At 49.1% G+C, this 1,802-nt stretch carries 1 protein-coding gene and 1 pseudogene; both read right to left on the bottom strand.

Annotation, left to right across the window (positions count from 1 at the left end):
* Positions 1 to 692 (bottom strand): annotated as a pseudogene (locus REG_RS14460) (VirB4 family type IV secretion system protein); the annotation flags it as partial.
* A partial coding sequence (locus REG_RS14455) for a VirB4 family type IV secretion system protein (protein ID WP_422614314.1) occupies positions 673 to 1,802 on the bottom strand: 1,130 nt, incomplete at its 5' end. The pseudogene REG_RS14460 and the gene REG_RS14455, both read right to left, overlap by 20 nt.

Raw genomic sequence — 1,802 nt, 5'->3', positions numbered from 1 at the left:
CGGACAAAAAAGGCAGAGACCCAAACTGCCGGATCCTCCGTATTCAGTTCACGACGAATACGTGCCGCCACCGCCAGATTTTCATCAGTTGAAGACAGTAACGGCAACCAGTACTTCAATTTTTCATCCAGGACGAATTTCACCATTACCGCCTGATGCCCCTGCTTAACCATGAATTCACGACTGGAAGGAATGAGCTCAACCACTTTGTCGAATTCTTTACCTTCAATCCCAAACGCCTTGTAGCTTTCCCGTTTTGCTTTGGTATTGGCCATCCAGATTTGTGTGATCACCTGCTGAATAACAGCGGGAGCGTAGTCTGTTGAGAGCGCATCTTCTGGCGATTGCGTATCCATCATCAAAATCTCGCCACGTGTCCGCCCAGCTTTTAAAATTTCCTTAATCGCTTCCGCAGTACTTTCAAACGAAAGGGGAACCCAATATTCGGCAATGACATTGATTAACAGACTCCCCGGCTGCGTCGCATGCATTTCGCGTTTCAAATAAAAAAAAGTATTCAGCATCACCTCCATGGCGGCTGAATGTTTACCGGCATACTCCTTGTTCAGAATAAGGGTGCAATCGAATGCCAGACGACGGAATGTCCGGGGCTCAAACAGGTTAACCGGGGCATCTAATATCCAGGCATACTGCCCCTGATGGCCGTCTACGTTACGACACCATTTCGCCAAGCGCGTGTGCAGGCAGTTTCCTGCCCTTTTTGGGGATCCCTTGCAACATCAAAGACAATGAGCGATTTTCTATCACACTGTGCCGCATCACGGCTTCAATGCCATCCTGAATTTCCCTTTCCTCGTCGGGTGCGGTTTCGCCTGCACACTGCTTCACGGTATCGAACAAAAACTGACGTAAAGACGGTGAGTCTTGGAACTGGAAAGGCTGAATGCCCGTATAAAACCCTGGCGATACGGTAAAATAGTGCGCACCCAATGCGCGAAGCACGTTTTCCAATGAATGATTGTAATCAAGAGAAAAAATCATCGGGTTCCAGCGGCTAAAGTGAATCAACATACAGGCTTCTAGCGTGGTTTTACCCGCGTTGGTCATGGCCGTTACCGCAATATGACCGGCCAGCTTCTCGCCGGTATTGTTGTGCCCTAACGGGCTATCGTGCGGGTTAAGAAAATAAACCCCTTCATTCACGGTTTTCAGCGGCATCAGCGCCGTACCATCTCCGGGCGGATTGCCTGTTGCTTTCCCTGTTGGGGTCGCGTGCAATGAGAAACCGCAAGCCAGGTTTTCGGTCGATTTCGCCATCGGATACACGGCATCCGTTACGCCCGGAAATTGAGTAAACCAAGTATCAATATTCGTCAGCGTTGAGCGAATAAAGGCAGTATCGTGCGTCATGAACAGGGAATCCATTTTCGCCCCGTTGGCAATCGCTTCATCGGGCGTGTCGCCATAAACGATTAGCCCCGCGTGGTATTTGCCAAAGGCCAATGTTCCCTGTGTGATTTGCTGTACAGCCTGCTCTATCTCATCGGTTTGGTTCGATTCCCCTTCCACGGCTTTTAAGTCAGCAGTATGTTTTTTAAAGGCGGCCTTAACCTTGTTCCTATCCTCAAACAAAAAGGTCTGAACCAACGTGAAATCAAATTGTTGCTCAACCGCTTCATCCCACATACCCGGTGTTGAAATGGCCGGGTAATCACGCAGATCATAGGTGGTACAAAATCGCTGACCGCCTTTATTCGGGCGATTTTCAATAAAATCATAGCCACCAAAATGGGTGACACTGTCGATGACCGCATCCCCCAACCGCGTATCACTCACTAAAA

This window comes from Candidatus Regiella insecticola LSR1 (assembly GCF_000143625.1).
Lineage (GTDB): Bacteria > Pseudomonadota > Gammaproteobacteria > Enterobacterales > Enterobacteriaceae > Regiella > Regiella insecticola.
Note: the sequence above shows the minus strand (reverse complement) of the source record. Positions and strands in the feature narration are given on the sequence as shown.